Below are 26,520 nucleotides of genomic sequence, written 5' to 3'. Positions count from 1 at the left end.
CAATGCTCCACACCACCGCCAAGCTCGCCCTCGCCCCGGTGCTGATCGCGCAGGGACTCAAGCTCCGCCGCCGCGCGCTCCGGCTGCCGGAAGCGCAGGGGCCGCGCACCGGCGAGGCCGGTGACGGGCCGGAGTTGCGGCTGCTGATCGTCGGCGACAGTTCCGCCGCCGGTGTGGGCGCGTCCGAGCAGGGTGTTGCGCTTGCAGGGCGGCTCGCGGCCGAACTTGCAAGCACGCATCACGTGACCTGGCAACTGGTTGCCCGCACCGGCGCGACCACCGCCGACAGCCTCGCGCGGCTTGCCGCACTCCCGCCCGCGCGCTTCGATATCGCCGTCACCGCGCTGGGTGTGAACGACGTCACCCGCTCGGTGCCGCGCGCCAGCTTCCTCGCCCGGCAGGCCGACCTGCGCGCGCTGCTGGCCGATCGTTTCGGCGTTGCCCAGGTGATCGCCTCCGGCCTGCCGCCGATGGGCGATTTCCCCGCCCTGCCCCAGCCGCTGCGCTGGGTGATGGGCGCGAGCGCCCGGCGCTTCGACGCAGGCCTGGCACGCGCCACCGCGGATGATCCGGGCTGGCACCACGTGGCGTTCGAGCTTTCACTCACCCCCGACCTGATGGCCGAGGACGGGTTTCACCCAGGCCCGGCGGGCTACGCGCTCTGGGCGCGGATGCTGGCCCCGGCGATCCGCACCGCGCTTTCCTCCGCCGCCGGTTCGGGATAAACCGCTCACATGCGCCTCGCCCTCTTCTTCGGCCCCGCTCTGCTTGCCGCCACGTTCTTCCTGCCTCCGCCCGGCGACATGTCACGCGAGGCCTGGGTGGCGGCCGGGCTTGCGCTGCTGATGGCGCTGTGGTGGGTCGTCGGCGTGCTGCCCCTCGCTGCCACCGCGCTCTTGCCGCTCGTGCTCGCCCCGGTCCTCGGGCTTGCGTCGATCGACGAGGTGGCCCCGTCCTACGCCAACCCGCTGATCATGCTCTTTCTCGGCGGCTTCCTCGTTGCCCGCGCCATCGAGCGGGTGGGCCTGCATGCCCGCATCGCCCACAGCCTGCTCGCCCGCGCCGGCACCAGCCCGCCACGGGTGCTCGCGGCGTTGATGGTGGCGACGGGCTTTCTGTCGCTGTGGATATCGAACACCGCCTCGACCATGGTGGTGGCACCGATCGCCGCCGCCGTGGCCGCCCCCGCCAACCCACGGCTGGCCGCCACGCTGATGCTGGGCGTGGCCTACGCCGCCACTATCGGCGGCATGGGCTCGCTGATCGGCACGCCGCCGAACGCGATCTTCGCAGCCTACGTGGCCGACACGCAGGGGCTGACGATCGGTTTCGCCGAATGGGCCATGGTCGGTATGCCGGTGTCGCTGGTGCTGATGTTTGCCGCCTGGGTCGTGCTCGCCTACCTCACACCGGGGCTCGGCGGCGCCACCCACTTGCCGCTGCCGCCCTACAACCCGCACCCGTTGCGCGACGCCGAGGCGCGGGTGGCGATCGTCGCCGGACTCACCGCGCTGGGCTGGATCACCCGGCCCTGGCTTGCGCCGCTTCTGCCCGGCTTGCCGATCAGCGACGCAGGCATCGCGCTCACCGGCGCCCTCGCGTTGTTTCTCCTTCCCGACGGCAAGGGCCAGGGCGGGCGGCTGCTCGACTGGGACGAGGCCGCGCGAATCCGCTGGGACGTACTGATCCTGTTCGGCGGCGGGCTGGCGCTCGCCCGGCTGATCGACACCAGCGGCCTCGCGGCGCAGATCGGGCAGGCGAGCGCCGGGCTTGCCGGGCTGCCGCTGCCGATCCTGCTGCTCACCTTCGCGGCGCTGATCGTCTACCTCGGGGAACTGGCCTCCAACACCGCGACGGCGGCATTGTTCATGCCCATCGCCGGGGCGGCCGCCGTCACGCTCGGGATCGACCCGGTGGTCTTCATGCTGCCGGTGGCGCTCGCCGCTTCGATCGGGTTCATGCTTCCGGTGGCGACCCCGCCCAATGCCATCGTTTTTTCCCACCCCGAGGTGACCCGGGCACGGATGCTGCGCGCGGGCGCGGTGCTCAACCTGCTGGGCCTTCTCGTCGCCGTCGGAATCGCTGCAACGCTCGGGCCGATCCTTTTGTGATGCACCGGCGGCAAGCGCCGCCGTTTCTTCTCCGGGGCCGGTTGATCGCCGCATATGCCGGGGGGTGTCATCATCCGGAGGAGGTAAGCCACGGGTGATTGGCGCGCTGCCCTCGATCACGCCGGGCCTGGGCGCGCAGAGGCCCGATCCACGGCAATCGCGGACGCACAAGACAGGAAAAGGCCGCGCCCGCGAGCGCGGCCTTTTTCATTCCACAGGCGGCAGGATTACTTGATCTTGCCTTCCTTGTATTCCACGTGCTTGCGCACAACCGGATCGTATTTCCGCACGGTCATCTTCTCGGTCATGGTGCGGGCGTTTTTCTTCGTCACGTAGAAATGCCCGGTGCCCGCGGTCGAGTTCAGGCGGATCTTGATGGTTGTCGGTTTCGCCATGGTGTCAGCTCCTCGTCGGGCACGGGTGCGCCCGGTCAAATCCTTGAAACCCGCCTTTTAGCGCCCCGGCCGCCCGAGTCAACCGCAATATGCCCAAATGCTGCGCGCGGGTGGGTGCCGTCGGGCGGGGGTTTCGCACCCCCGCACCCCCGCGAGGTATTTTTTCCAGGATGAAGAGGCGCGCGGATGGCCTGTAAGCCGGATTTTGTCCCGGGGGTTGCCCCCCATGGATGACCATTCCTCTGGGCCCGCGGTTGCCCGCGCGCTCTAGCTGCCGACCCGGACCTCGAGCCAAGGCGGCCCATGCGAGATCCCTATTTGGCATTGCTCCCGGTGGGGCTTGCCGTGCCGCTCCTGTTGCCAGGCGCGCGGTGGGCTCTTACCCCACCGTTTCACCTTTACCCCCACGGGGAGGGCAGACTGTTCTCTGTGGCGCTTTCCCTGGGGTTGCCCCCGCCGGGCGTTACCCGGCACCGTTGCCTTGTGGAGTCCGGACTTTCCTCGAGGGTCGCCCCCCGCGGCCATCCGGCCATCCGCGCGCATTCGACTTAGGCACGCGCGGCGGGCCGGTCAACCGGGAAGCGCCGGGCGAGGTCTTCGATCATCGCCATGTCGGAACCGTCGAGCGGGCCGCAAGCGCCGGGACGGAAGCGGGCACGGAAGGCCGTGAGCACCGGCGCGAAGCCGTCACCGGTCGGGTAGCCGAAGGCCCGTGCGGCGGCGAGAAAGGCGGCGTCGTCCGGATCGGGGCCGGGCGCGGCGGGTTCGGGCCAGACGGCGAGACCCTGAACCGCCAGCCGCCGCCAGTCGAAGCGCGGGCCCGGGTCGGTCTTGCGGGTGGGGGCGAAATCCGAATGCGCGATCACGCCCTCGGGCGAGATGCGCCACCGCGCCAGAATGTCGGAAAGAAGCCATTCGAGCCGGGCCATTTGTGGCTCGGAAAAGGGAGAATGGCCGCAATTGTCCAACTCGATACCGATGGAGCGCGAGTTCACATCGCCCCGTCCGCCCCATTCGCCAGCCCCGGCGTGCCAGGCGCGCTTGTCTTCGTCGACCAGCCGGAAAAGGCGGTCATCACGCGCGATCAGGTAATGGGCAGACACCTCGTGTTCGGGCGCGCAGAGCCGTTCCAGCGCCGCCTCGGCATCGGGCATGGCGGTGTAATGCAGCACCACGAGTTCGGGCCGCAATCCATCGCGACGGTCACCGAAGTTCGGCGAGGGACGGGAAATCACCGCGCCGGGGCCGCTCACGATTCGCCGGAGGTTTCGACGTCTTCGTAAGTGTCCACCACCTCGGGCGCGGCATCGCGCGCGGCGCGGAAGGGGCGCGGATCCCATTGGCAGGCGAAACCGTCGCCGTCGGGGTCCATCCCGTGAAAGTCACGCTCGGGGCCGCCGGCGTCGAGGAAGGCTTCCTGCGCGCGGTCCGGACTGCCGTGCTTGGCGCAGGCACGCTCGAAACGGCTGTTGGCGGCGATGCCAACGCGGCTGTAGAGCGGCTGTCCCGGGTCGTTGGTGGTGGCCAGCGCGAAGGCGACGATCGAGGCGCCGGTGCCGTCGGGGCGCGGCGGCAGCTCGGTGGGCTGGATCACCACGTATTGCGCGCGGTTGGCGTCGATCCGGGCGGCATCGCTCTCGATCGATTCGCGTTCGCTCACCGCGGCGAAGCTCTGCTCGTCGGACAGCGAAACAGGCGCCGCCGTCGCCGCGTCGGGCGCCATGGCAGACAGCGGCGCGCCGGTGGCGGGGGCGTTGTCCAGCCCGAGCATGGCGGTTGTTTCCGCCGCGATGGCGGCGTTCGCATCGAGCGAGCTGGCCGAAACCGGCGCGGCGGGCGGCAATGCCGAGGCGCTTGAGGTGCTGGCCGCGGGCGCCGCCCCTGGCTTCACTCCACTATCGGGAATCGGCGGGCTGCAGGCCGCCAGAGCCATGGCCGAAAAGAAAGAAACGGTCGCGATACGCATCCTGCGCCCCCGGTTGCCCGACGCCGGATTGGCGTCGGACGCGGGGATTACCACCATTTCGCGGGCTTGGAAACAAACCCCGCCGCGCGTTCGAGCGCATAGGCGGTATTCAGCAGATCGGCCTCTTCCCAGGGTTTGCCGATAAGCTGGAGGCCGAGCGGCAGGCCCTTGGCATCGAGCCCGGCGGGCACCGACATGCCGGGCAGCCCCGCGAGGTTTACGGTGACGGTGAACACGTCGTTGAGATACATCTGCACCGGGTCGGCCTCGGCCATCTCGCCCAGGCCGAAGGCGGCGGAGGGGGTGGCCGGGGTGAGGATCGCGTCGACGCCCTGGTCGAAGGCCTCGTCGAAATCGCGCTTGATCAGGGCGCGAACCTTGCGCGCGCGGTTGTAATAGGCGTCGTAGAAGCCGGCCGAAAGCACGTAGGTGCCCACCATCACGCGGCGCTGGACTTCCGCCCCGAACCCCTCGGCGCGGGTCTTTTCATACATCTCGGTGATGCCCTCGCCCGATCCCAGCCTGGCGCGGTGGCCATAGCGCACGCCATCGTAGCGCGCGAGGTTCGACGAGGCCTCGGCCGGCGCAATCACGTAATAGGCAGGCAGCGCATACTTGGTGTGCGGCAGGGTGATGTCGATCAGTTTGGCGCCGGCATCGGCCAGCATCGCCTTGCCCTCGTCCCATAGCTTCTCGATCTCGGCGGGCATGCCGTCGAGCCGGTATTCGCGCGGGATGCCGATGACCTTGCCCCTGATATCGCCGGTCAGCGCGGCTTCGAAATCGAGCTCGGGGATGTTGGCGGAGGTGCTGTCTTTCGGGTCGTGCCCGGCCATCGCACCCAGCATGATCGCCGAGTCGCGCACCGATTTGGTCATCGGCCCGGCCTGGTCGAGCGATGAGGCGAAGGCGATGATGCCCCAGCGCGACACCCGGCCATAGGTGGGCTTGAGGCCGGTGATCCCGGTGAAAGCCGCGGGCTGGCGGATCGAGCCGCCGGTATCGGTGCCGGTGGCGGCAAGGCAGAGATCGGCGGCGACGGCGGAGGCCGAGCCCCCGGAGGAGCCGCCCGGGGTAAGCGCACGCTCATCCACCTTCCACGGGTTGACCGCGTTGCCGTAGACGGAGGTCTCGTTGGACGAGCCCATCGCGAACTCGTCCATGTTGAGCTTGCCGAGCATCACCGCCCCGGCGCCGAACAGGTTCTGGGTGACGGTGGATTCGTATTCCGGCTTGAAGCCATCGAGAATGCCGCTCGCCGCCTGGCTCGCCACGCCCATGGTGCAGAACAGATCCTTGATGCCGAGGGGAATGCCGGTCATCGCGGTGGCCTCGCCCGCCTTGATCCGCGCGTCGGCGGCCTTCGCCTGGTCCAGCGCGATCTCAGGCGTCTTGTGCACGAAGGCGCCAAGAGCATCGGCGGCCTCGATCTCGGCAAGGCAGGCCTCGGTCAGTTCGACGGCGGTGGTTTCGCCCTTCGACAGCGCCTCGCGCGCCGCGGCGATGGTCAGCTTCGTCAGATCGCTCATGTCACTCCACCACTTTCGGCACGGCAAAGAAGCCTACACGGGCGTCGGGGGCGTTGGAAAGCACCTTCTCGGGATAGCCGCCATCGGTCACCACGTCCTCGCGGCGCTTCAGCCGCATCGGCGTCACCGAGGTCATCGGTTCGATGTCATCCACGTTCACCTCGTTCAATTGCTCGATGAAGCCGAGGATATCGTTGAACTCCGCGGCGAGCGCGGGCAGGCGGTCTTCCTCCACCCGGATCCGGGCCAGGTGCGCCACCTTGCGGGCGGTTTCGATGTCGATCGACATGGGGGCCTCCGTGGGCTCTCTTGGGGCTTGCTGTGCGTGTCGCCTGCCCGTTTAGCGCCCGCGCCCGCCCCCCGCAAGCATGTGGGCACGGTAGACCTCGATCATCCAGCCCAGCATCACGGCGTTGAGGATGTGCCACAGGAAATGCGTGCCCAACGGCAGCGCGCCGCAAAGCGGCTCATCAAGCGTGCGGAAGGTGAGCGAGAGCACCAGCAGCCCGGCGCCAACGGCGAGGCCGCGCGCGGTGGCCGGGGCGCGGCGGCGCAGGATCCAGGCATAGGCGGCGATCAGCAGCGGCACCGGGGCATAGCCCGCCGACGAACCGAGCCCGGGGATCAGCCCGAACAGCGGCGCGGTGGCGGCGGCATAGGGCAGGAAGCCCAGCGTCACCAGCCCGGCCATGCGGCCGCTCAGCCCGAGGAAATCGCGGCTGGCAGCGAAGATGTAGACGAGGATGAACACCAGGATCGGCAGCACGTCGGCCAGCCCGGCCCAGGCCTGCGCGAAAGTGTGAAACAGGAAAGAGCCAAGCCCGATGGCAGCGAGAATCCCCACCAGAAGGTTCGCAAGCGGCAAACCCGCCCCGCGCAGCCGCAGCGCCATGACCAGCGCGGCGACCAGGAAGGCGGCGTTCGTCACCGCGTTGATCGGCTCGGCCCAGAAGCCTGGATCGAGCCTTTCGCAATAGCCGTCAACCGCGCGGGTCCAATCCACTTTCGCTGCCTTTCGTGCGTGATACCATGTGGTCTACGGATGATAGGGAGAGACGAGATGAAAATCACCTGGCTGGGACACGCGAGCTTCCGCATCGAGATCGAGGACGCGGTGATCCTGCTTGACCCCTGGTTCGAGGGAAACCCGATGTTCCCGCCCGAACGCCGCGCCGAGGCGATCGCGGGGGCGACCCACGTGCTCGTCACCCACGGCCACAGCGACCACGCGACCGACGCGCCGGCGATCTGCGAGGAACTGGGAATACCCGCGGTCGCGATCTACGATCTCACCCAGTGGTGGGCGTCGCGTTACGATTTCGAAACCATCGGTTTCAACAAGGGCGGCACGGTGCGACTCGGCAAGGTGGCGGTGACGATGGTGAACGCCACCCATTCCTCGGCCACCCAGACCGCGAACGGCCCGGTCTATACCGGCGCCGAATCGGGCTACATGATCGCAGGCGAGGATCACGTGATCTACGCCACCGGCGACACCGACATCATGGCCGACATGGAATGGATGGGCGAGGTCCACAACCCCGATATCGGGCTGCTCTGCGCCGGCGGGCATTTCACCATGGACATGGCGCGGGCCTCCTACGCCGCGCGAAAATACTTCAACTTCCGCACGGTGATCCCCTGCCACTACCGCACCTTCCCGCTGCTCGAACAATCGGCGGCGCTGATGAAGGAGGTGCTCACCGGCGTCGACGTGATCGAACCCGAGGTGTTGCAGCCGATCGAGATCTGAGGCGCGCCCCGGCCGCCTCGGCCACCAACCGGTCTTCTTGGGTCCGAAAATACCTCGGGGGTTTGGGGGCAGCGCCCCCAATAAACAATTCTGCGCGCCGCAGGCGCACCGCTTGGCGACGCTACCGCTTCTGGTCGAAGAAAGCCTTGAGCAGCCGCTCAGCCTCGGCCGCGCCGATCCCGTCGTAGACCTCCGGCACGTGGTGGCATTGCGGATGCGCGAACACCCGCGCGCCGTGGGCGGTGCCGCCCGACTTGGGGTCGGCCGCGCCGTAGTAGAGCCGGCGGATACGGGCGAAGGAGATCGCGGCGGCGCACATCGGGCAGGGTTCGAGGCTGACGTAGAGATCATGCCCGGTGAGCCGTTCCGAGCCCAGCGCGGCGCAGGCAGCGCGGATCGCCAGGATCTCGGCATGGGCGGTGGGATCGTTGAGTTCGCGGGTGCGGTTGCCGGCGCGCGCGATCACCTCGCCGCCGGGGCTCACCACGACCGCGCCCACCGGCACTTCGCCGCGCAGGGCAGCGGCGCGGGCCTCGGCAAGGGCCGTGTCCATGTGCGAGGTGAAGCTCATGCCCCCTCTTGCCCTGCCCGCGCGTGCTGGACAAGCCCGGCCAGCGCGCCTAAGCGGGAAGGATGAGCACCGAGACCCCGAAGGGCGAGCGCATCGCCAAGTTTCTCTCCCGCGCCGGCATCGCCAGCCGCCGCGAGGTCGAACGCATGATCGAGGCGGGGCGCGTTGCGGTGAATGGCAAGACCATCGCCAGCCCCGCCCTGAACGTGACCGCGACCGACAAGATCGACGTCGACGGCAAGGCGGTCGGCGCGCCCGAACCCGCCCGGCTCTGGCTCTATCACAAGCCGCAGGGCCTGGTGACCACGGCGAAGGACGAAAAGGGGCGCAACACCGTGTTCGCCGCCCTGCCCGAAGACATGCCCCGGGTGATGAGCGTGGGACGGCTCGACATCAACTCCGAGGGCCTCCTGCTTCTGACCAACGATGGCGCGATCAAGCGCCGGCTGGAACTGCCCTCGACCGGCTGGCTGCGCAAGTACCGCGTGCGGGTAAAGGGGGCGCCGAAAGACGAGGATCTCGTGCCGCTGCGCAAGGGGATCGTGATCGAGGGCGAACGGTTCCAGCCGATGAGCGTGACGATCGACCGCCAGCAGGGCGCCAACGCCTGGCTCACCATCGGCATCCGCGAGGGCCGCAACCGCGAGATCCGCCGCGCGATGGAGGCGGTGGGTCTGACGGTGAACCGGCTGATCCGGGTAAGCTACGGGCCGTTCCGGCTCGGCGAGCTGAAACCCGGCGCGGTGGAGGAAGTGAAGGCGCGCGTGCTGCGCGACCAGCTCGGCCTCGACGACGGCGGCGACAAGACCGGCACCGCGCTCAAATCCCCGCGCGATGCGCGCAAGCCCAAGCGCCCAGCCCGGCGCGGCTGATCGCGCGCGGGCAGGTCCGGCGGCACCGCCGCGCTCGTGGCGCGATCGGCAAAGGGGAGCACAGGCGCGATATTCCCCCGGAATATTCTGGCAAGGCCGCCGCGCAGGCCCTATATCTGAGCCTGCCGGGCTGTCCGGCAGAAGGGGAGTGTCGTGTCCGATACCGGGTTGCAGAAACTGTCGTTTTTCCTCCTCGTGGCGTTGATCCTCTACGTGTCGATCACGGGGGGGGCGTGATGGCGCAGCGCTATGGCGGGCGGCACAGCCCCGAGCCGAAACCAGGTCCGACGCCCGCACATCCCCCGTCGCAGGCCAGCCCCTATGCGGGGCAGGTGCGCACCAAGGCCGGCGGCCGGGTGAACTTTCTCTTTCTCGCGCCGCTGCCGCTGGCGGTGCGGGCGTTTTTCCTCGCCCCGGTCGGGCTGGCGATGACGTTGGCCGCTTTCGGACTGCTCATCCTCGCCGCATGGCTCACCCGCGAGGGCATCCTTGCACAGGAAGCCTATGACGCGCGCAAGATCGCGCGCCGCCCGGCGATTCCGCGCAAGATCTTCGCCAGCATCCTCACCGGCGCGGGGCTCGGCCTTGCCGCCTTCGCCGATGGCGGGGTGGTGAGTGCGGCGATCTTCGCGGTGCTGGGGGCGGTGCTGCATGGATTCGCCTTCGGGCTCGACCCGCTGAAAGACAAGGGGATGGAGGGCATCGACACCTTCCAGACCGACCGCGTGGCGCGCGCGGTGGGCGAGGCCGAAAAGCATCTTGCCGCGATGAAGGATGCGATCCAGCGCGCCCGCGACCGCCAGTTGGAGGCCCGCGTCGACCGCTTCCTCACGACCGCGCGCGCCATGTTCCGCACCATCGAGGACGACCCGCGCGACCTCACGGCCTCGCGCAAGTATCTCTCCGTCTACCTCGTCGGCGCGCGCGACGCGACGGCCAAGTTCGCCGATATCTATGCCCGCTCGCGCAGCGCCGAAGCGCGGGCGGATTACCTGCAACTGCTCGACGACCTTGAAGCGAATTTCACGGGCAAGACACAGAAACTGCTTATTGACGACCGCAGCGATCTCAACGTCGAGATCGAGGTGCTGCGCGAAAGGCTCGCCCGCGAGGGTGTGCGCATGACGAACGATCAGAATTAGCGAGGGAATGAAATGTCTGTAGTTGAAAACCGCCAGAAGGCGCAGGAAGATCTCAAGGCTGTGGAGGAAGTCACCGCCGTGATCCTGGCCGAACCCTCCACTGCCCTCGTGCCGTTCGAGGAAGCCGACGCCGACCAGAAGGCCGCGATCGAGACGCGCATGGCGGAGATCGACATGGCCAACAGCCAGTCGATCATCGGTTTCGGCTCGGCGGCCCAGGCCGAACTTCAGGTCATCAGCCAGGAAATGCTCCAGGGCGTGCGCAACAAGGACGTTGGCCCCGCGGGCGACGGCTTGCGCGATATCGTCACCACGATCCGCGGCTTCTCGGTGACCGAGCTCGACATGCGGCGCCAGCGGTCGTGGTGGGAAAAGCTGCTCGGCCGCACCGCCCCGGCGGCGAAGTTCATGGCCCGCTACGAAGACGTGCAGGGCCAGATAGACAAGATCACCGACAACCTTCTGCACCACGAGCACGCGCTGCTGAAGGACATCAAGTCGCTCGACAAGCTCTACGAGAAGACACTCGATTTCTACGACGAACTGGCGCTCTACATCGCCGCGGGCGAGGCCAAGCTGAAGGAGCTTGATGGCGAGACGATCCCGGCGAAGGAAAAAGAGGTCGAGGCCGCGCCGGAAGATCAGGGCGTGATCATGGCGCAGGAGCTGCGCGACCTGCGCGCCGCGCGCGATGACCTGGAACGCCGGGTGCATGATCTCAAGCTCACCCGCCAGGTGACGATGCAGAGCCTGCCCTCGATCCGGCTGGTGCAGGAGAACGACAAGAGCCTCGTGACCAAGATCAACTCCACGCTGGTCAACACCGTGCCGCTGTGGGAAACCCAGCTTGCCCAGGCGGTGACGATCCAGCGCTCGGCGGAAGCGGCCAGGGCCGTCAAGGCGGCGTCAGACCTGACCAACGAGCTGCTGCAAGCCAACGCCGCCAACCTGCGCGAGGCCAACAAGGCGGTGCGCGAGGAAATGGAGCGCGGCGTCTTCGATATCGAGGCGATCAAGTCGGCCAACGCCGATCTCATCGCCACCATCGAGGAAAGCCTGCAGATCGCCGACGAGGGCAAGGCCAAGCGCGCGGCGGCGGAAGAGGAGCTGCAGAAGATGGAATCCGAATTGAAGAACGCGCTCTCCTCCGCCAAGGCGCGCGGCACCGCTTCTGGCCATGAACTTGGCAGTGCGGTCGAGGGAAAGTAGGCGATGCGGATTGGTGCGGCACTGGGCCTCGCGCTCATGGCGGGGGCGGTTCTGTCGGGCTGCGAGGCGGGTGATCCGCGTGCGGCGCAATCCGTCGCGCCCATGCCCCGACCGGCGCCGGCCGAGATCTCCGCGCCGCCCTCTTCGACCAGCGCCGAGCTTGCCGATTACTACCGGCGGGTTCAGAACGGGTTGCTCTCGCAAGGGCTGATGCGCACCGGGGGCGGCGGCCCGGACGCGCCGTTCGGCACGCGTGAACTGGTGCGCAACTTCATCAAGATCGCGCTCTACGAGGAATATTCCGAAATCGGCGGTCGGCTGGTCGCGCGCGAGAGCGCGAGCCGGCTGCACCGCTGGACCAAGCCGGTGACCTTGTCGATCGAGTTCGGCGCCTCGGTGCCGCCAAGCGCCCGCACCCGGGACAGCAACGAAACCGCGCGGCTCGTGTCGCGGATCGCAAACGCCACCGGCCACCGGATCAGCCAGGTTCCCGCGGGGCAAGGCAATTTCCGGGTTTTCGTGGTGAACGAGGATGAGCGCCGGGCGCTCGGGCCGACGCTGCGCCGGATCATGCCCAATATCTCGCCCACCGCGCTCAACACCGTGGTCAACCTGCCACGCACCACCTATTGCCTCGCTTTCGCCACCGACCCGGAGAGCGACGGCACCTATCATCAGGCCGTCGCCGTGATCCGCGCCGAACATCCCGACCTGCTGCGCGCCTCCTGCCTGCATGAGGAAATCACCCAAGGCATGGGGCTTTCCAACGATTATCAGCTCGCGCGCCCCTCGATCTTCAACGACGACGAGGAATTCGCCTTCCTCACCCGGCACGACGAACTCTTGCTCAAGATGCTTTACGACGAGCGCCTGCGCCCGGGCATGACCGAGACCGAAGCGCGCCCGATCGTGGAGCGCATTGCCCGCGAATTGATGGGCGGCGAAGTATAGGAGACCAACATGGGCATTCTCGATTTTCTTTCCGGCCAGTTCATCGACGTCATCCACTGGACCGACGACACCCGCGACACCATGGTCTGGCGCTTCCAGCGCGAGGGCCACGAGATCAAGTATGGCGCCAAGCTCACCGTGCGCGAGGGGCAGGCGGCGGTGTTCGTGCACGAGGGGCAGCTGGCCGACGTGTTCACCCCCGGGCTCTACATGCTCGAAACCAACAACATGCCGATCATGACCAGTCTGCAGCACTGGGATCATGCCTTCAAATCGCCCTTCAAGAGCGAGATCTATTTCGTCAACACCACCCGCTTCACTGACCTGAAGTGGGGCACGAAAAACCCGATCATGTGCCGTGATCCCGAATTCGGCCCGGTGCGCATCCGCGCTTTCGGCACCTACACCGTGCGTGTGAACGATGCCGGGCGCTTCCTCAGTGAGATCGTCGGCACCGACGGCGAGTTCACCATGGACGAGATCAGCTACCAGGTGCGCAACATCATCGTGCAGGCGTTTTCGCGCATCGTCGCGGGCTCGGGCATCCCGGTGCTCGACATGGCGGCGAACACGCGGGAGCTTGGCAAGCTGGTGGCCGGCGAGATCTCCAAGGTGGTTGCCGAGTATGGCCTCGAGATCCCCGAGTTCTACATCGAGAACATCTCGCTGCCCGCCGCCGTCGAGCAGGCGCTCGACAAGCGCACCTCGATGGGGATCGTCGGCAACCTCGACCAGTACATGAAGTTCAACGCCGCCGAGGCGATGGGCGCGGAAAACTCCGCCATGGCCGCCTCGATGGGCGCCGGCATGGGCGCCGGGCTGGGCATGGGTATGGCCGGGCAGATGGCGCAGGCCGGGCCTTGGGGGGCAGCCCCTGCGCAGGCCGCCCCGGCCGCCGCGCAACAGCCCGCCGCCCCGCCGCCGCCCCCGCCGGTGGAAAAGGTCTGGCACATCGCGCTCAACGGCGAAACGCATGGGCCCTTCAGCCGCGCCACCATGGGCCAGAAGGCGCAGGCGGGTGAGCTGACGCGCGAAAGCCTTGTCTGGACCGCGGGGCAGGACGGGTGGAAACCCGCGGGCGACCTCGACGAGCTGGCTCAGCTGTTCACCGTGATGCCGCCACCGCCACCACCCGCGGGCTGAAGCCGATGACGGAAGTGATCCGAATCGCCGGGTCCGGCGACAGCGCCGAGGAGGCGCGGGCCGAGCAGATCGCGCTCGCGCTGATGGGCGTGGGCCGTCTCGATCCATCCACGCTGGCCGAAGCGGCCACCTGGGATGGCGCCTCGGGTGCCCTCGCCGGCCGCTCGGCGATCGTCGCCGCCCTGGAGGCTGTGGCCCCGGCCGAGAAAATCCGCGTCGAGCAGGTGGTCACCCACGGCAAGGCCGGGTCGGTCTCGGGCCGGGTCACCCGTGCGGGGCAAACCCGGCTCTATTGCCACGTCATCCGCTTCACCTCGGTCGCCGCGCACCAGGTGGCGCAACTGGTCAGCTTCGAACACCCCGGAGGCAAGTGACATGGCCCAAGACATGCCCCCGCCGCCGCCGGCCCCGGTGGAGGAACACCGCTTCCCCTGCCCGCAATGCGGCGCCGATCTGCGCTTCGATGCGCCGGCGGGCCTGTTGATCTGCGATCATTGCGGCCACAGCCACGAGATCGACAGCGAAGACGGCCGGGCCGGGGCGATGCACGAGCTGGATTTCGAGGCAGCGATGCGGGCGCAATTGCCCGAGGCCGAGATGGAGGTCACCCGGGTTTCGTCCTGCCCCAATTGCGGCGCGCAGGTGGAGTTCGATGCCGATCTGCACGCCGCCGAATGCCCCTATTGCGCCACCCCGGTGGTGACCGATACCGGCACCCATCGCCACATCAAGCCCGGCGGGCTCCTGCCGTTCTCGCTTGACGAGGGCCAGGCGCGCAAGGCGATGACGGATTGGCTCGGGCGGCTGTGGTTCGCGCCGAACGGGTTGAAGGACTACGCCCGCAAGGGCCGCCGGATGTCGGGCATCTACGTGCCCTACTGGACCTTCGACGCCGATACCGCCTCGTCCTACCGGGGCGAGCGCGGCACGGTCTATTACGTCACGAAAACGGTGATGCGCGACGGCAAGCGCGTGCAGGTGCGCGAGCAGCGGGTGCGCTGGAGCCCGAAGTCGGGCCGGGTCGCGCGGTTCTTCGACGACGTTCTGGTGCTCGCCTCGCGCGCCCTGCCCAAGCGCTACACAGACGGGCTGGAGCCCTGGGATCTGAAGGCGCTGGAGCCCTACCGGCCGGAGTTTCTCGCCGGATACCGCGCCGAGGGCTACACGATCGAGCTTCCCGAGGGCTACGATGAGGCCCGCGCCTACATGGACCAGGTGATCCTGCGCGACGTGCGCCGCGATATCGGTGGCGACCGCCAGCGGGTGCACAACGTCAACACCTCGGTTTCCGACGTGACCTTCAAGCACATCCTGCTGCCGATCTGGATGGCGGCCTACAAGTATCGCGGCAAAAGCTACCGCTTCGTGGTCAATGCCCGCACCGGCAAGGTGCAGGGCGAACGCCCATGGTCGGCCTGGAAAATCGCCTTCGCGGTGCTGGTGCTGGCGGTGGTCGGCGGGACGATCGGGTATTTCATCGCCCAGAACCAGTAGGGTCGCGCCGCTCTTCCGCCTCTTCGGCCATCACCTCGGCCTGGAACACCCCCGGCTGCGCGATTCCGAGAACCCCGGTCACCGGGGTTTCGCCGGTCTCTTGCGGCGCCTGCGTTCGCACGCGTCGGGCGATCGCGATCAGGGTGACGGCCAGGCAGATCACCGCCAGCATGATCAGCAGGCCCCGGCCACCGGCGAGCGGGATGGTGTTGGGGCCGATGAGAGCGCCGAAAAACTGTCCGAGCTGGAGCAGGAAGGCCATCGTGCCGCTCGCGGGCACGATCTGGGCGCGGGTGAGGTGATCGTTGGCATGGGCGGCAAGGATCGAGTAGATCGGCAGGGTGGCCGCCGCGATCACCGAGAAGCCGATCACCACGAGGGACGCAGACCGATCGACCGCCAGCCATACCGCGGCCGCGGTGGCCAGTAGGCCGAGCCCGATCACCACCTGCCGCCGGTCGACGTGATCGGCGAGCCAGCCCAGCGGGTATTGCACCAGCGCCGAGGCGATCATCGCCACCACCAGCGCGCCGGAGGCCTGCGCCTCGTTGAAGCCGCGCGCGAGCGCGTAGAGCGGCAGGCTGATGAACCACGCGCCCAGCCCGATGCTGACCACGAAGATCCCCAGCACCGACATCGGCGAAACGCGATAAAGCTGGCGCAGCCGCATCCGCTCCGGCGCGACATAGGCGGGCGCCTTGTTGTCGGACAGGAGCAGGGGCACGATCGAGAGCGAAATCAGGATCGAGACCGCGCCGAACAGCATCGCCCCGGTCGGGTCGGGCAGGCCCACCATGGCGGTGCCGAGCGCCGGGCCGCCCAGCTGGATCATGAAGTAGACCGAAAGGATCTGCGCCCGCATCCGGTTTTCGGCCTTGGCGTGCAGCCAGCTTTCGGTGATCACGTAAAGCCCCGGCACGCAGACGCCCGAGAGCAGGCGCATCGCGCTCCACGAATACGGGTCGGAGGTGAGCAGGTGCACGATCGCCGCGATCGAAACCAGCGAGGCCAGCGCCGAAAAGGCGCGGATATGGCCCACCTTCTCGATCAGCCGGGGCGCCGCGACGGTGCCCGCCAGCGCCCCGAGCGGATAGCTTGCCTGCATCAGCGAGATCGTCAGGATCGAAAACCCGAGGTCATTGCCCCGGATCGTGAGCAGGGTGCCGAGCAGGCCATTGGCCACCATCAGCATCAGCATGCCGAGAAAAAGGGCCCAATTGTCCGTTAGCGCGCGTCCCAGCCGCTTCACCTGTCCGTCGTTTCAGGGGTCTTTTCCGCTCTAACCGATCCGGGCGGAATTTCCAAGACGGTCCGCTTGCCCGCCGCTCACTTGCCGGCGCGATGGTCTGGGTGCAGCGCGTGGTCGATCGCCTCTTCCAACTGGTCCCAGTGCATCTGGTGCAGGAAGCCGTGCACCGAGAAGTGGTGCGTGGCTTCCTCGTGGTCGGGCTTGCGGATCAGCATGGCAGCCAGCATCCCGACGAGGCAGGCCGCGGCGGTGATCGAAAAGGCGAGCGGGAAGTTCCCCAGGTCGCCCAGCATGCCGCCGAGGATCGGGAACACGATCCCGCCCGCGCCGTAGCTGAGAAAGACGTAAGGGTAGTTCTGGCCGACCCGGGCGTTGCCGAAGAGATCGGCCGTCAGCGCCGGGAACAGCGCGAAGTTGCCGCCGAAGTTGAAGCCGATCATCGCCGCGCCGAGGTAGAGCAGCCACGGCGTTCCGGCCATCGCGGTGAAGGCGAAGAGCGTTACCGCCTGCAGCCCGGTCATGATCAGGATCGAGCGCCGCCGCCCGATCCGGTCGGAGATCATCCCCCACAGGATCCGGCCGATGCCATTGGCCAGCGAGAAGAACACCGCCATCGCCGTGCCCGCGATCGCGCTGGCCTCGACGGCGGAATAGCCCGAGGCCATCAGCGCCTCGATCGGGTAGAGCTTCATCAGCCCGGCGCTCATCAGCCCGGCACCGGCGGAAACCGCGAAGATCAGGAACATCAGGTAGAACTGCGGCGTGCGCAGCATCTCGGCAAGGCTGTAATCCTCGCCGCCCTTGGCATGGGCCGCATCCTGTGTGAACCCGGACGGTGCCCAGCCCTTGGGCGGCATCTGCATCCAGATCGCACCGATGAGGATGAGCGCGGCGAAGGCGACGCCGTAGATCATGAAGGTCGGCCCGAGCCCGAACGTCTCGATCAGTTGTCCCCACGCGCCGGCGAGCTTGACCCAGCCCATCGCGCCGAAGCCGAAACCGGCCACCGCGAGCCCGGTGATCATGCCCTTGCGGTCGGGAAACCAGCGCATGCCAACAGCGATCGGCACCACGTAGCCAAGCCCGATCCCCGCGCCGCCAACCACGCCGATGCCGAGCACCACAACCGGAAAGCTCGTGGCCCCGAGCAAACCGGTGAGCAGGTAGCCCGCACCCAGCACCAGCCCGCCGACAACGGCCAGCCGCTGCGGGCCATGGCGGGTGAGAAGCCGCCCGGCGAAAACCATCACCAGCGCGAAGGTGGCGAGCCCGACGGCAAACACGATCTGGGATTCCATTCGGCTCCAGCCGGCGTCGAGCAACGCAGGGGTGAACACCGACCAGGCATAGATTCCGCCGAGGCTGAGTTGCATCAGCACGGCACCAAGAACCACCAGCCAACGGCTGGAGCCACGTGCCAAGGCTGTCATCGGCACCTCCCGACATCGCCCTGGAAGCATCGCTCTGGTCACAGGGCAGGTTTTCACGCAACCGGATCATAGCAGACCCGGCCGGCACCGACCATGTGCCGCGGGGTCGCGGACAGGGCAGGGCACAGCCGGCGGTCCGGCGCCTCACCGCCGAGGGCCACCGCCAGCCCCTTGCCTTGGTCCGCCGGGACGGGTTTAGTTTTGCCATGACGCACGCTCTGATCCCCGCGCTGGCGCTCGCCCTCGCAGCCCTTCCGGCGCCCCTCGCCGCACATCCGCACATATTCGTCGACGCCTCGCACGAGTTGATCTTCGACGCAGAGGGCCGCCTCGTCGCGCTGCGCAACACATGGGTCTACGACCCGCTGTTCACCCTGCTGATGGTCGAGGATGGCGGCTACGACACCGACAGCGACGGCGACATTTCCGCCGCCGAACTGGAGGCCATGCGCCTGTGGGATGCCAACTGGCCGGAAGACTACGGCGGCGACGTGGAACTCGAGCTCGACGGCGCGCCGCTCACCCTCGGCCCGCCCACCGAATGGGCGGCAGACTGGCGCGACGGCGAGGCGGTCTCGGTCCACACCCGCGCGCTGGCCGAACCCGTTGCGATCGAGGCAAGCCGCCTCACGCTGCGCGCCTTCGACCCGGTCTTCTACGTTGCCTACTCCATCGCCGCGCTGCCCGACTTCTCGGGGCGCACCGATTGCAGGGCCAGGCTGGTCTCGCCCGACACATCGACGATCAGCTCGGAACTGGCCGAAACCATCGCCAACTTGCCGCCCGACGCCGACCCCGAAGCGGCGGGCCTCGGCGAAATCGGGCGGCTCTACGCTGAGGAGTTGCGGATCTCATGCGGCAACTGATCCTCGCGCTGTGCGTGATCGCGCTGGCGCTTGCCGCGCTCTGGGCTTTCGGCGGCATCGGCGCCGCGCGGGCCGCCATTCTCGCCGCCCAGCGCGAATTTCAGGATACGCTGGCGCAGGGCGTGCGCGCGCTCAAGGCAGGCGCGCCGGGCGCCGCGCTCGGGCTGATCTCGCTCGGCTTCGTCTACGGTGTGTTGCACGCCGCGGGTCCCGGCCACGGCAAGACGGTCCTGGGGGCCTGGGCATTTTCCTCGCGCGCCACGCTGTGGCGGGTGGCAGCGATCACCCTCGCGGCCAACCTCGCGCAGGCGACAACGGCGGTGGTTCTGGTGCTCGGCGGGGCGATGCTGTTCGATCTCGGCCGCGAGGCGCTGGTGGGCATGGCGGAGGGGCCGGTGACGCGGATCGGCGATCTCCTGATCGCCGCGCTCGGGGCCTGGCTGGTCTGGCGCGGCGCGCGCGGCTTCTGGCGGATGCGCGAAGGCGCCCGCCACCACCGCGACGAGGCCTGCGCCCACGACCATGCCCCGAACCCCGAAGCCGCCGCGCGCGCCGGCTGGGGCGAGGCGCTGATGCTGATCGGCGGGGTGGCGCTGCGGCCCTGCACCGGAGCGCTGTTCGTGATGCTGCTCACGGTGATGATCGGCGCGCCTCTGGCGGGCATCGCCGCGACCTACGCCATCGGTCTCGGCACCGCGCTCGTCACCCTCGCGGTCGCTCTCACCTCCGCCAACCTGCGCGATGGCATCGCCGGCGTCGGCGCGGGCCGGGCGGCGCAACTGCGCGCCTTCGGTCACGGCGCCGAACTCTTCCTCGGCGCGCTCGTCGTCATTCTGGTGGTCTGATCCACGAAAAGGGAAGGCGGCCCCTTTCGGAGCCGCCTCCTCGCGCTTTCCGGGGTGCACCGTCCCGGTCAGCTTTTCCTGATCTGGACCTTCTTGGCGGCCTCGGCCTTCGGTTCCGACTTGGGAACCGAGATGGTCAGAACGCCATCCTTGAGGTCGGCCTCGACCCCGGCCTCATCCGCGTCGGGCGGAAGCCGGAACGAGCGGGTGAACGCGCCGTACTGCCGTTCGGTGAAATACCACGTGTCACCCTCTTCCTCGCGCTCGGTCTTCTTCTCGCCGCGCACGGTCATGACGCCGTCATTCACGGTCAGTTCAATGTCGCTCTCGGCAAGGCCGGGAAGCTCCATGGTGATCGTGTAGGTGTCATCCGCGAGCTTGGCGTCAGATGCCGGGGAATGAAATTCGGCGAGCTTCTGACCGAAAGTGCGGAAGGGATCGTAGAGAGATGGCCACAGGCCAGTGTGCGATTTCTCAACCATAATCAGCCCTCCTTTCACCGCACATATGGGGATCGCCTCATCGTTTTTCGAGGTGTCCGCGAAAACGTGCCGCGCGCGGATTGCCTGGGCGCAGCAGGCGCGCTAAGCCGTTTGCGCAAACATCGAAAGGTTCGAGCCATGATCCTGTGCTGCGGCGAAGCCCTGATCGACATGCTGCCGCGCGAGACTGCGGCGGGCAAACCCGCCTTCGCACCCTACCCCGGCGGCGCGGTGTTCAACACCGCCATCGCGCTGGGGCGGCTCGGCGAGCAAGCCGGGTTCTTCTCCGGCCTCTCCACCGATCTCTTCGGCCAGATGCTCGACAAAGCCCTCACCGCCTCGGGGGTCGACGCCGGCCTCGCACGGCGTTCGCCCAGGCCCACCACGCTCGCCTTCGTCACCCTCACCGACGGCCACGCGCAATACGCCTTCTACGACGAGAACACCGCCGGACGGATGCTCTCGCCCGATGACCTGCCCGATCTGCCGGAAAGCGTCGAGGCGCTGTTCTTCGGCGGCATCTCTCTCGTCGGCGACCCCTGCGGCGCGGCCTATGAAGCCCTGATGCTGCGCGAGGCGGGGGCGCGGGTGACGATGCTCGACCCCAACATCCGCCCCGGCTTCATCACCGCCGAGCCACGCTACCGCGCCCGCATCGCGGCGATGCTCGGGGCGGCGGATATCGTGAAGGTGTCGGATGAAGACCTCGCCTGGATCGGCGCCACCATCGAGGATCTTCTCGCCGGAGGGGCGCGTCTCGTCTGCCTCACCGAGGGCGCCAAGGGCGTGCGCGCCTTCTGGCCGGGGGGCGAAAGCTTCGTGGCGGCGCAGCGCGTCGAGGTGGTCGATACCGTCGGCGCGGGCGATACCTTCAACGCAGGGCTCCTTGCCGGGCTCGCGCGCGCCGGGCTCCTGAGCAAGGCGGGGCTCGCCGGGCTCAGCGCCGAGGCCCTCGCCCCGGCGCTGGAACTGGGCGTGGCCGCCGCCGCCATCACCGTCAGCCGCGCCGGCGCCAACCCGCCGTGGGAGCACGAGCTGTGAGGGCGCTGATCCAGCGCGTGAGCGAAGCCGCCGTGCGGGTCGACGGCGAAACCCTTGGCGAGATCGGCCCCGGCCTGCTGATCCTGGTCTGCGCCATGGACGGAGACGCCGAAGCCAACGCCGACAAGCTCGCCAGCAAGATCGCCCGACTGCGGATCTTCAAGGACGAAGCCGGCAAGATGAACCGCTCCCTGCTCGATACCGGCGGCGCGGCACTGGTGGTGAGCCAGTTCACCCTCGCCGCCGATACCTCGCGCGGCAACCGACCAGGCTTTTCCGCCGCCGCCACCCCGGCCGAGGGCGAGCGGCTCTACGAGTATTTCGCGGGCCGGCTGCGCGCCGAGGGCATCACCGTCGCCCAGGGCCGGTTCGCCGCCGAAATGAATGTGAGCCTCGTCAACGACGGCCCGGTCACGATCTGGATGGAAGCCTGACCCGCTCTTCTTGGGTCAAAAAAAAATACCTCGGGGGGTCACAAGGGGGGCAGCGCCCCCCTCCCTAAAAAAATGAGCGCGCCGAAGGCGCACCGCGTGGCGCCGTCAATCGCGGATCCCGAGCCGGGCCTTGAGTTCGGAGAGCACGGCGCGGTCGGCTTCGCTCCAGCGCGCCTTGCGCGACTTGAACAGCGTCGCCTGGCTGCGGTGCACCGGGCCGCCCGCGAGCACCTTGAGGTGGTTGGCGCGCAGGGTTTCACCCGTCGAGGTGATATCGGCGATCGCTTCGGCGGTTTCGTTCTTCACCGTGCCCTCGGTCGCGCCCTGGCTGTCGACCAGCTGGTAATCGGCCACGCCATGCTCGCGCAGGTACTCACGCACCAGGCGGTGATACTTGGTGGCGATGCGCAGGCGGAACCCATGCCGGGCACGGAAGGCGGCGGCCACCGCGTCGAGATCGTCGAGCGTGCTGACATCGACCCAGGCTTTCGGCACCGCGATCACGAGGTCGGCATGACCGAAGCCCATCGGCTCCAGTTCGGCCACCTGCTCGTCCCAGGCGCCGAGTTTCTCGCGCACGAGGTCGGAGCCGGTGACGCCGAGGTGAATGCGTCCCGCCGCCAGTTCGCGCGGGATCTCACCGGCCGAGAGCAGCACCAGTTCGAGCCCGTCCACCCCCTCGACCGCGCCGGCATACTCCCGCTCGGAGCCGCTCAGCGCCAGCCGCACGCCGCGCGCGCCGAACCAGTCGAAGGTTTTCTCCATCAGCCGGCCCTTCGAGGGCACCCCCAGCTTCACGCTCATGCCCGCCCCTCCACGACCTGCAACGCCAGTTCGGGCCGGATCACGGCGCCCACCGCCGGGATCTCGCTGCCCTGCCCGAGCACGCGGGTGAGCGCGTCGTAGCGACCTCCGGTGGCGACGGGGGGCAGATCGGGCCGGGATTCGGCGTAGAAGCCGAAGACGAAGCCATCGTAATATTCCAGCGAGGTGCGGCCGTAGGAGCCTTCGAAGTCGAGTCGCGAAATGTCCACGCCACGTGCCGCCAGGGCTTCGGCCCGGGCGATGAAGCGCGACACGGCCGGGGCGATGGCGGGCATGTCGACGGCAAGATCCTGCAAGTGCTCGGCGATGTTGTCCACCGTCTCGCGCAGGCCGATCAGATCGGCGAGCAGGCGCACTTCGTTGTCGGGGATCGGCGGCGCGGCGGCGTCCTCGCGCAGCGCCTCGATCCGCTCGGCAATCTCGGCCTCGGAACGCAGCCCCACCAGCGGCGCGTCGCAGGCCATGGGATCGGGGCGCGCGAGCAGTTCCGCCCGGCCCGGAGGCGCCGGGGCCCGGCCCGAGAACCGATCGAGCAGGGTGCGAAAGCGGCGCGGGCGCCACAGGTGGCGCAGGAGCGCGGCCTTGCGCCGCTCGGTGGTGGTCAGCGCCGAGATGGCGGCGATCAGCAACCCGACATCGCCGGTGGCGGCCCGCAGGCCAAGGGGGCCGAGCGCCTCGGCGATGAGCGAGAACACCTCCGCATCCGCCGCCGCCGGATCGGCGCGGTCGAACACCTCGTAGCCGACCTGCAGGTATTCCGGGGCGCGGTGGGTGGCTTCTTCCTGCTTGCGGAAAACTTCGCCTGCATAGGTGTAGCGCGCGGGCTCGGCGCCGCGCTCCATGTGCATCTGCACCACCGGCACGGTGAAGTCGGGCCGCAGCATCGCCTCGCCCACGACCGGGTCGGAGGTCACGTAAGCGCGGCCGCGAATATCTTCGCCGTAGAGGTCGAGCAGGGTTTCGGCCGGTTGCAGCACCGGGGTTTCCACCCGCACCGCGCCCCGCCCCTCGAAAAAGGCAAGGAGACGCGCCGCCTCGTCGCGGATCGCGGCGGCTTCAGGCATTGTACTGGTCCCAGAGCGCCTTGACGAAATCGCACATTTCCGCCCGGGAAACCTCGTGTTGAGAGGGGCGATCCTTCCACTCTTCCAGCGTTGCGCTCTTGGCGATCTCGGCCCCGAGCACCAGGTCCTTGACCTGCACCACGCCGCGCGCCTTCTCGTCGCCACCCTCGATGATGGCGATCGGCGAGCCGCGCCGGTCGGCATATTTCATCTGGTTGCCGAAGTTCTTGGGGTTGCCGAGGTAGACCTCGGCCCGAATGCCCGCCCGGCGCAATTCGCCCACCATCGCCTGGTAATCGGCCATGCGGTCGCGGTCCATCACCGTCACCACCACCGGGCCGCGCGCGCTGCCGCCGACGCGGCCCTTGGCGCGGAGTGCGGCGAGCAGCCGATCGACGCCGATTGACACGCCGGTGGCCGGTACGCTCTGGCCGGTGAAGCGGGCCACGAGATCGTCATAGCGCCCGCCCCCCGCCACGCTGCCGAACTGGCGCGGGCGGCCCTTCTCGTCGGTGATCTCGAAGGTCAGCTCGGCCTCGAAGACCGGGCCGGTGTAGTAGCCGAGGCCGCGCACGACAGAGGGGTCAATCACGATGCGGTCGGGGCCGTAGCCTTGGGCGTTGAGAAGGTCGGCAATCTCGCGCAACTCGTGCACACCTTCGCGACCTTGGTCGGACGAACCAACCAATTCCAACAAGTATCCCAAAAGCCTATCCGAAATGACCTTTCCGGTTTCAGGTGTGTGCGAATTACCTTTTGCGCGTTCAGGTCCATTCTCCAGGGACCAAGCATTCGCGAGCAATCTGTAATCCGCTGAATTCGAGTCAGACCGACCTTCCAGCTCCGCGGCGAGTCTCTCCACCACCTTTTTTTTCGCCGCAAGGAAACCCATCACCGGCTCGGCCTGCGCCTCGTCCAGCCCCACCCCGTCGATATAGGCCCCCGAGGCATCCAGCCGCCCCTTGCCCAGAAGCTCGCGCACGCCCGCTTCGCCCACCTTGTCGAACTTGTCGATGGTGCGCAGCACGGCCTCGCGGGTCTCGCCCTCGGCCACGCCCATCACTTCCAGCACCCCGTTCAGAACCTTGCGGTTGTTCACCCGCACCACGTAATCCCCGCGCGGGATGCCGACATGTTCCAGCGTGTCGGCCAGCATCGCGCAGATCTCGGCGTCGGCGGCCATGCTGGCGCTGCCCACGGTGTCGGCGTCGCACTGGTAGAACTGCCGGAAACGCCCCGGCCCCGGCTTTTCGTTACGCCAGACCGGGCCCATGGCGTAGCGCCGGTAGGGCGTGGGCAGATCGTTGCGGTGCTGGGCATAGACGCGGGCGAGCGGCGCGGTGAGATCGTAGCGCAGCGCCAGCCACTTCTCGTCCTCGTCCTGCCAGGCGAAAACGCCGTCATTCGGCCGGTCGACATCGGGCAGGAACTTGCCAAGGCTCTCCACGGTTTCCACCGCCGAGCTTTCCAGCGCGTCGAAGCCGTAGGCGTGATAGACCTCGGCGATGCGGTCGAGCATCGCCTTGCGCTCGTCCACCTCCGCGCCGAAGTAGTCGCGGAACCCCTTGGGCGTTTCGGCCTTGGGCCGGAGCTGCTTCTTCTCTTTGGCCATGGCTCGTCCCATCGTTACCTCGGGCGCGGTTTATCCCGGGCGCCTGCGCGGGGCAAGCGGCGCTCAATAGCGGATTTCGCAGATGTAATCGGTGTAGACCCAGCCGCTCGGGCCGGCATAGGACCAATCCTGCATATCCTTCTGCACGATCACCTGCCGCCACTTGCCCTTGGCATAGGGCTCCATGGTGATCAGGAAGGTGCCGGGGCCCAGTTTCATCAGCCGTTGCGAGCCCAGATCGGGCGCCGCCTTGAGCGCGACCCAGTTGTCGCCGTTCGGATCGAGATTGCAGGTGACGTATTGCTCGCCGTCATAAGCCAGCGCGGCCGTGGCGAATCCCATGGCGGCAAGGGCCAGAGAAAAGCGTTTCATCGCGCCCTCCTTTCTTTGCGGCAAGGCTCGCACCCGGCGCGCGCAGCGGCTATGATCTGGGTCAAGGGAGATACCGCCATGACCGACCGGGTGACATTGCTGGAAGAAAGCGTGGCGCACCTCAGCCGCACCGTCGAGGAATTGTCGGACGTGATCGCCCGGCAGGACGGCGAAATCGCCGCGCTGCGCCGCCGCCTTTCCCTCGTCGTCGAACGCGAGGCCGAGCGGCAGGCCGAACAGGGCACCGAGATTCCGCTCGCCGACCAGCGCCCGCCGCATTGGTAAGCCACCGCCGCGACGGCTTCGAGGCTTGCCCCGACACCGACTTCACCGCAATCTCGCCGCGAGACTGGAGGCAGACATGAGACTACAGGACAAGACCGCCATCGTCACCGGTGCCGGGTCGGGCTTCGGCGCCGGGATCGCGCGCAAGTTCGCCGCCGAGGGCGCGCGGGTGATGGTCGCCGACATCGACGCGAACGCCGCCGACACCGTCGCCCGCGAGATCGACGGGGTGGCGCAGGTGGTCGACGTTTCCGACGCCGCCTCGGTCACCGCCATGGCCGAGGCCGCCCGCGCCGCCTTCGGGCGGGTGGATATCCTCGTCAACAATGCCGGGATCACCCACCTGCCCAAGCCGATGGAGGAGGTGAGCGAGGAAGAGTTCGACCGGGTCTTCGCCGTGAATGCCAAGTCGGTCTACCTCACCGCGCGCGCCCTGGTGCCGGGGATGAAGGCGGCGCGCGCGGGCGTGATCCTCAACGTCGCCTCCACCGCCGGGCTCTCGCCGCGGCCCAACCTCAACTGGTACAATGCCTCGAAAGGCTGGATGATCACGGCGACCAAGACCATGGCGGTGGAACTGGCTGCCTTCGGTGTGCGGGTGAACGCGATCGCGCCCGTGGCGGGGGAGACGCCGCTTCTGCAGAGCTTCATGGGCGAGGATACCCCCGAGGCCCGCGCGAGATTTCTCTCCAGCATCCCGCTCGGGCGGTTCTCGACGCCTGAAGACATGGGCAACGCCGCCGCCTTTCTTTGCTCCGACGAAGCCGGCATGATCACCGGGGTGGCGCTGGAGGTGGACGGCGGGCGCTGTATCTGAGGTTTCGCCCCGGGCTGCGCCCCCCGCACCCTGAACGAACGGGCACATGCCCGTTCGTAAAC

Annotated in this window: 30 protein-coding genes and 1 other RNA gene; 16 read left to right on the top strand and 15 right to left on the bottom strand. The window is 68.1% G+C overall.

Annotated features, from left to right (window positions below; genetic code table 11):
* Positions 1-2: 2 nt before the first annotated feature.
* Positions 3-725, top strand: a complete 723-nt coding sequence (locus tag IEW01_RS04480; RefSeq protein ID WP_188526376.1) for an SGNH/GDSL hydrolase family protein — start codon at positions 3-5, stop codon at positions 723-725.
* Positions 726-734: 9 nt separating this feature from the next.
* Positions 735-2,111: an SLC13 family permease gene (locus IEW01_RS04475; protein WP_188526375.1), complete on the top strand. Its 1,377-nt coding sequence runs from the start codon at positions 735-737 to the stop codon at positions 2,109-2,111.
* Between the two features lie 227 nt (positions 2,112-2,338).
* Here the strand turns inward: IEW01_RS04475 and rpmG are convergent, their stop codons facing one another.
* The 7 genes from rpmG to IEW01_RS04440 form a co-directional block, all read right to left on the bottom strand.
* On the bottom strand, positions 2,339-2,506 hold the full coding sequence (rpmG, locus tag IEW01_RS04470; protein WP_007799108.1) for a 50S ribosomal protein L33: 168 nt from the start codon (positions 2,504-2,506) through the stop codon (positions 2,339-2,341).
* 178 nt (positions 2,507-2,684) lie between these two features.
* An RNA gene (gene rnpB, locus IEW01_RS04465) (RNase P RNA component class A) lies at positions 2,685-3,043 on the bottom strand.
* Positions 3,044-3,054: 11 nt separating this feature from the next.
* Entirely contained in the window at positions 3,055-3,759 is a 705-nt protein-coding gene (locus tag IEW01_RS04460; protein WP_229738063.1) for an N-acetylmuramoyl-L-alanine amidase, read from the bottom strand.
* On the bottom strand, positions 3,756-4,397 hold the full coding sequence (locus IEW01_RS04455; RefSeq protein WP_229738060.1) for a hypothetical protein: 642 nt from the start codon (positions 4,395-4,397) through the stop codon (positions 3,756-3,758). The genes IEW01_RS04460 and IEW01_RS04455 overlap by 4 nt, the downstream gene beginning before the upstream one ends.
* Positions 4,398-4,519: 122 nt before the next feature.
* Positions 4,520-6,001 (bottom strand): Asp-tRNA(Asn)/Glu-tRNA(Gln) amidotransferase subunit GatA, encoded by a 1,482-nt coding sequence (gatA, locus tag IEW01_RS04450; RefSeq protein WP_188526372.1) that lies wholly within the window; start codon positions 5,999-6,001, stop codon positions 4,520-4,522.
* A gap of 1 nt (position 6,002) precedes the next feature.
* Positions 6,003-6,290, bottom strand: coding sequence for an Asp-tRNA(Asn)/Glu-tRNA(Gln) amidotransferase subunit GatC (gatC, locus tag IEW01_RS04445; RefSeq protein WP_188526371.1), 288 nt, complete (start codon positions 6,288-6,290; stop codon positions 6,003-6,005).
* Between the two features lie 51 nt (positions 6,291-6,341).
* On the bottom strand, positions 6,342-7,004 hold the full coding sequence (locus IEW01_RS04440) for a ceramidase domain-containing protein (RefSeq protein ID WP_188526370.1): 663 nt from the start codon (positions 7,002-7,004) through the stop codon (positions 6,342-6,344).
* Between the two features lie 57 nt (positions 7,005-7,061).
* On the opposite strand from IEW01_RS04440, the gene IEW01_RS04435 reads away from it, so the two are divergent.
* Positions 7,062-7,754: a metal-dependent hydrolase gene (locus IEW01_RS04435; protein ID WP_188526369.1), complete on the top strand. Its 693-nt coding sequence runs from the start codon at positions 7,062-7,064 to the stop codon at positions 7,752-7,754.
* A gap of 121 nt (positions 7,755-7,875) precedes the next feature.
* Here the strand turns inward: IEW01_RS04435 and IEW01_RS04430 are convergent, their stop codons facing one another.
* On the bottom strand, positions 7,876-8,325 hold the full coding sequence (locus IEW01_RS04430) for a nucleoside deaminase (RefSeq protein WP_188526368.1): 450 nt from the start codon (positions 8,323-8,325) through the stop codon (positions 7,876-7,878).
* 62 nt (positions 8,326-8,387) lie between these two features.
* Between IEW01_RS04430 and IEW01_RS04425 the strand changes: the two genes are divergently transcribed.
* The 7 genes from IEW01_RS04425 to IEW01_RS04395 all read left to right on the top strand — a co-directional run bounded on the left by IEW01_RS04425 (position 8,388) and on the right by IEW01_RS04395 (position 15,136).
* Positions 8,388-9,197, top strand: a complete 810-nt coding sequence (locus tag IEW01_RS04425; protein ID WP_188526367.1) for a pseudouridine synthase — start codon at positions 8,388-8,390, stop codon at positions 9,195-9,197.
* 236 nt (positions 9,198-9,433) lie between these two features.
* Entirely contained in the window at positions 9,434-10,339 is a 906-nt protein-coding gene (locus tag IEW01_RS04420) for a 5-bromo-4-chloroindolyl phosphate hydrolysis family protein (protein ID WP_188526366.1), read from the top strand.
* 12 nt (positions 10,340-10,351) lie between these two features.
* Positions 10,352-11,548, top strand: coding sequence for a toxic anion resistance protein (locus IEW01_RS04415; protein ID WP_188526365.1), 1,197 nt, complete (start codon positions 10,352-10,354; stop codon positions 11,546-11,548).
* A 3-nt stretch (positions 11,549-11,551) separates the two neighbouring features.
* Positions 11,552-12,499, top strand: coding sequence for a DUF2927 domain-containing protein (locus tag IEW01_RS04410; protein ID WP_188526364.1), 948 nt, complete (start codon positions 11,552-11,554; stop codon positions 12,497-12,499).
* 9 nt (positions 12,500-12,508) lie between these two features.
* Positions 12,509-13,642 (top strand): SPFH domain-containing protein, encoded by a 1,134-nt coding sequence (locus tag IEW01_RS04405; protein ID WP_188526363.1) that lies wholly within the window; start codon positions 12,509-12,511, stop codon positions 13,640-13,642.
* A gap of 5 nt (positions 13,643-13,647) precedes the next feature.
* The gene (locus IEW01_RS04400; protein WP_188526362.1) at positions 13,648-14,016 is read left to right on the top strand and encodes a hypothetical protein; all 369 of its coding nucleotides are present in this window, start codon (positions 13,648-13,650) and stop codon (positions 14,014-14,016) included.
* A 1-nt stretch (position 14,017) separates the two neighbouring features.
* Positions 14,018-15,136 (top strand): TFIIB-type zinc finger domain-containing protein, encoded by a 1,119-nt coding sequence (locus IEW01_RS04395; protein WP_188526361.1) that lies wholly within the window; start codon positions 14,018-14,020, stop codon positions 15,134-15,136.
* Here IEW01_RS04395 and IEW01_RS04390 read toward each other — a convergent pair.
* Both IEW01_RS04390 and IEW01_RS04385 read right to left on the bottom strand, forming a co-directional pair.
* On the bottom strand, positions 15,117-16,334 hold the full coding sequence (locus IEW01_RS04390) for an MFS transporter (RefSeq protein WP_229738058.1): 1,218 nt from the start codon (positions 16,332-16,334) through the stop codon (positions 15,117-15,119). The two genes, IEW01_RS04395 and IEW01_RS04390, sit on opposite strands and share 20 nt — an antisense overlap.
* A gap of 128 nt (positions 16,335-16,462) precedes the next feature.
* Complete coding sequence (locus IEW01_RS04385; RefSeq protein ID WP_188526360.1) at positions 16,463-17,815, bottom strand: L-lactate MFS transporter; 1,353 nt, start codon at positions 17,813-17,815, stop codon at positions 16,463-16,465.
* Between the two features lie 206 nt (positions 17,816-18,021).
* On the opposite strand from IEW01_RS04385, the gene IEW01_RS04380 reads away from it, so the two are divergent.
* A complete protein-coding gene (locus tag IEW01_RS04380) occupies positions 18,022-18,681 on the top strand; it encodes a DUF1007 family protein (protein WP_188526359.1) in 660 nt (219 codons plus the stop codon).
* Complete coding sequence (locus tag IEW01_RS04375) at positions 18,669-19,526, top strand: nickel/cobalt transporter (protein ID WP_188526358.1); 858 nt, start codon at positions 18,669-18,671, stop codon at positions 19,524-19,526. The genes IEW01_RS04380 and IEW01_RS04375 overlap by 13 nt, the downstream gene beginning before the upstream one ends.
* Before the next feature lie 68 nt (positions 19,527-19,594).
* On the opposite strand, the gene IEW01_RS04370 is transcribed toward IEW01_RS04375, so the two are convergent.
* On the bottom strand, positions 19,595-20,008 hold the full coding sequence (locus IEW01_RS04370) for an Hsp20/alpha crystallin family protein (RefSeq protein WP_188526357.1): 414 nt from the start codon (positions 20,006-20,008) through the stop codon (positions 19,595-19,597).
* 138 nt (positions 20,009-20,146) lie between these two features.
* On the opposite strand from IEW01_RS04370, the gene IEW01_RS04365 reads away from it, so the two are divergent.
* Together IEW01_RS04365 and dtd are read left to right on the top strand one after the other, a co-directional pair.
* Positions 20,147-21,049: a carbohydrate kinase family protein gene (locus tag IEW01_RS04365; RefSeq protein WP_188526356.1), complete on the top strand. Its 903-nt coding sequence runs from the start codon at positions 20,147-20,149 to the stop codon at positions 21,047-21,049.
* Positions 21,046-21,483 carry a D-aminoacyl-tRNA deacylase gene (gene dtd / locus IEW01_RS04360; protein WP_188526355.1) on the top strand — a complete coding sequence of 146 codons (438 nt, stop codon included), beginning with the start codon at positions 21,046-21,048 and terminating at the stop codon, positions 21,481-21,483. Before IEW01_RS04365 ends, dtd begins: the two co-directional genes overlap by 4 nt.
* Positions 21,484-21,588: 105 nt before the next feature.
* On the opposite strand, the gene hisG is transcribed toward dtd, so the two are convergent.
* The 4 genes from hisG to IEW01_RS04340 form a co-directional block, all read right to left on the bottom strand.
* Complete coding sequence (gene hisG, locus IEW01_RS04355) at positions 21,589-22,287, bottom strand: ATP phosphoribosyltransferase (RefSeq protein WP_188526354.1); 699 nt, start codon at positions 22,285-22,287, stop codon at positions 21,589-21,591.
* The gene (locus tag IEW01_RS04350) at positions 22,284-23,372 is read right to left on the bottom strand and encodes an ATP phosphoribosyltransferase regulatory subunit (protein WP_188526353.1); all 1,089 of its coding nucleotides are present in this window, start codon (positions 23,370-23,372) and stop codon (positions 22,284-22,286) included. The genes hisG and IEW01_RS04350 overlap by 4 nt, the downstream gene beginning before the upstream one ends.
* The gene (gene hisS / locus IEW01_RS04345; RefSeq protein WP_188526352.1) at positions 23,365-24,984 is read right to left on the bottom strand and encodes a histidine--tRNA ligase; all 1,620 of its coding nucleotides are present in this window, start codon (positions 24,982-24,984) and stop codon (positions 23,365-23,367) included. Before hisS ends, IEW01_RS04350 begins: the two co-directional genes overlap by 8 nt.
* Positions 24,985-25,047: 63 nt before the next feature.
* Complete coding sequence (locus IEW01_RS04340) at positions 25,048-25,356, bottom strand: SH3 domain-containing protein (protein ID WP_188526351.1); 309 nt, start codon at positions 25,354-25,356, stop codon at positions 25,048-25,050.
* 51 nt (positions 25,357-25,407) lie between these two features.
* Between IEW01_RS04340 and IEW01_RS04335 the strand changes: the two genes are divergently transcribed.
* Both IEW01_RS04335 and IEW01_RS04330 read left to right on the top strand, forming a co-directional pair.
* Entirely contained in the window at positions 25,408-25,641 is a 234-nt protein-coding gene (locus IEW01_RS04335; RefSeq protein ID WP_229738056.1) for a SlyX family protein, read from the top strand.
* Positions 25,642-25,717: 76 nt separating this feature from the next.
* On the top strand, positions 25,718-26,458 hold the full coding sequence (locus IEW01_RS04330) for a glucose 1-dehydrogenase (protein WP_188526350.1): 741 nt from the start codon (positions 25,718-25,720) through the stop codon (positions 26,456-26,458).
* Positions 26,459-26,520: the final 62 nt, after the last annotated feature.

The sequence above is a fragment of the Sinisalibacter lacisalsi genome, from assembly GCF_014640115.1.
Classification (GTDB): domain Bacteria; phylum Pseudomonadota; class Alphaproteobacteria; order Rhodobacterales; family Rhodobacteraceae; genus Sinisalibacter; species Sinisalibacter lacisalsi.
The sequence above is the reverse complement of the archived record's forward strand: the minus strand, read 5'-3'. Positions and strand labels throughout refer to the sequence as shown.

Bases quoted from the DNA above. Each gene is read 5' to 3' on its own strand.
- IEW01_RS04330 (WP_188526350.1), top strand. From the start codon at position 25,718: ATGAGACTACAGGACAAGACCGCCATCGTCACCGGTGCCGGGTCGGGC.
- IEW01_RS04385 (WP_188526360.1), bottom strand. From the start codon at position 17,815: ATGACAGCCTTGGCACGTGGCTCCAGCCGTTGGCTGGTGGTTCTTGGT.
- rpmG (WP_007799108.1), bottom strand. From the start codon at position 2,506: ATGGCGAAACCGACAACCATCAAGATCCGCCTGAACTCGACCGCGGGC.
- IEW01_RS04480 (WP_188526376.1), top strand. From the start codon at position 3: ATGCTCCACACCACCGCCAAGCTCGCCCTCGCCCCGGTGCTGATCGCG.
- IEW01_RS04350 (WP_188526353.1), bottom strand. From the start codon at position 23,372: ATGCCTGAAGCCGCCGCGATCCGCGACGAGGCGGCGCGTCTCCTTGCC.
- IEW01_RS04370 (WP_188526357.1), bottom strand. From the start codon at position 20,008: ATGGTTGAGAAATCGCACACTGGCCTGTGGCCATCTCTCTACGATCCC.
- IEW01_RS04415 (WP_188526365.1), top strand. From the start codon at position 10,352: ATGTCTGTAGTTGAAAACCGCCAGAAGGCGCAGGAAGATCTCAAGGCT.
- IEW01_RS04365 (WP_188526356.1), top strand. From the start codon at position 20,147: ATGATCCTGTGCTGCGGCGAAGCCCTGATCGACATGCTGCCGCGCGAG.
- IEW01_RS04405 (WP_188526363.1), top strand. From the start codon at position 12,509: ATGGGCATTCTCGATTTTCTTTCCGGCCAGTTCATCGACGTCATCCAC.
- IEW01_RS04425 (WP_188526367.1), top strand. From the start codon at position 8,388: ATGAGCACCGAGACCCCGAAGGGCGAGCGCATCGCCAAGTTTCTCTCC.
- IEW01_RS04335 (WP_229738056.1), top strand. From the start codon at position 25,408: ATGATCTGGGTCAAGGGAGATACCGCCATGACCGACCGGGTGACATTG.
- IEW01_RS04435 (WP_188526369.1), top strand. From the start codon at position 7,062: ATGAAAATCACCTGGCTGGGACACGCGAGCTTCCGCATCGAGATCGAG.
- IEW01_RS04430 (WP_188526368.1), bottom strand. From the start codon at position 8,325: ATGAGCTTCACCTCGCACATGGACACGGCCCTTGCCGAGGCCCGCGCC.
- IEW01_RS04410 (WP_188526364.1), top strand. From the start codon at position 11,552: ATGCGGATTGGTGCGGCACTGGGCCTCGCGCTCATGGCGGGGGCGGTT.
- hisS (WP_188526352.1), bottom strand. From the start codon at position 24,984: ATGGCCAAAGAGAAGAAGCAGCTCCGGCCCAAGGCCGAAACGCCCAAG.
- IEW01_RS04395 (WP_188526361.1), top strand. From the start codon at position 14,018: ATGGCCCAAGACATGCCCCCGCCGCCGCCGGCCCCGGTGGAGGAACAC.
- IEW01_RS04390 (WP_229738058.1), bottom strand. From the start codon at position 16,334: ATGCTGATGCTGATGGTGGCCAATGGCCTGCTCGGCACCCTGCTCACG.
- gatA (WP_188526372.1), bottom strand. From the start codon at position 6,001: ATGAGCGATCTGACGAAGCTGACCATCGCCGCGGCGCGCGAGGCGCTG.
- IEW01_RS04380 (WP_188526359.1), top strand. From the start codon at position 18,022: ATGACGCACGCTCTGATCCCCGCGCTGGCGCTCGCCCTCGCAGCCCTT.
- IEW01_RS04340 (WP_188526351.1), bottom strand. From the start codon at position 25,356: ATGAAACGCTTTTCTCTGGCCCTTGCCGCCATGGGATTCGCCACGGCC.
- IEW01_RS04475 (WP_188526375.1), top strand. From the start codon at position 735: ATGCGCCTCGCCCTCTTCTTCGGCCCCGCTCTGCTTGCCGCCACGTTC.
- IEW01_RS04420 (WP_188526366.1), top strand. From the start codon at position 9,434: ATGGCGCAGCGCTATGGCGGGCGGCACAGCCCCGAGCCGAAACCAGGT.
- gatC (WP_188526371.1), bottom strand. From the start codon at position 6,290: ATGTCGATCGACATCGAAACCGCCCGCAAGGTGGCGCACCTGGCCCGG.
- IEW01_RS04375 (WP_188526358.1), top strand. From the start codon at position 18,669: ATGCGGCAACTGATCCTCGCGCTGTGCGTGATCGCGCTGGCGCTTGCC.
- IEW01_RS04400 (WP_188526362.1), top strand. From the start codon at position 13,648: ATGACGGAAGTGATCCGAATCGCCGGGTCCGGCGACAGCGCCGAGGAG.
- hisG (WP_188526354.1), bottom strand. From the start codon at position 22,287: ATGAGCGTGAAGCTGGGGGTGCCCTCGAAGGGCCGGCTGATGGAGAAA.